Origin of the sequence: Halostella sp. PRR32, from assembly GCF_034808085.1 — an archaeon.
GTDB lineage: Archaea > Halobacteriota > Halobacteria > Halobacteriales > Natronoarchaeaceae > Halostella > Halostella pelagica.
Window position 1 is genome coordinate 1 of the sequence record NZ_JAXHGL010000160.1, and the last position, 264, is coordinate 264.

The following is a 264-nucleotide window of genomic DNA, read 5'->3' on the forward strand; positions in this document are numbered from 1 at the left end:
TTTCAAACAAAATTTGGAGGAAATCGATGCACACAATGCCAACTACGAAAAAGGATTATCTACCTACAAAAAAGGAATTAATCAATTTGCTGACTGGACTAACGAAGAATTCGCTCAGTACGTGAACCAAGGTTTGAAAGGCGTACCAAAACCCATTGCTAAACCATTCAAGGCTATCGAAGGCGAAAAAATTCCCGACTCCATTGACTGGAGGGAAAAGGGGGCTGTCAATGCTGTTAAAAACCAGGGTAGCTGCGGATGTTG

Annotated in this window: 1 protein-coding gene; it reads left to right on the forward strand. The window is 42.0% G+C overall.

The genetic code is table 11. The features are described 5' to 3' along the window. Window positions 1-264 (forward strand): C1 family peptidase (locus SM753_RS20740; RefSeq protein ID WP_323192946.1); only part of this gene is annotated, 264 nt, incomplete at both ends.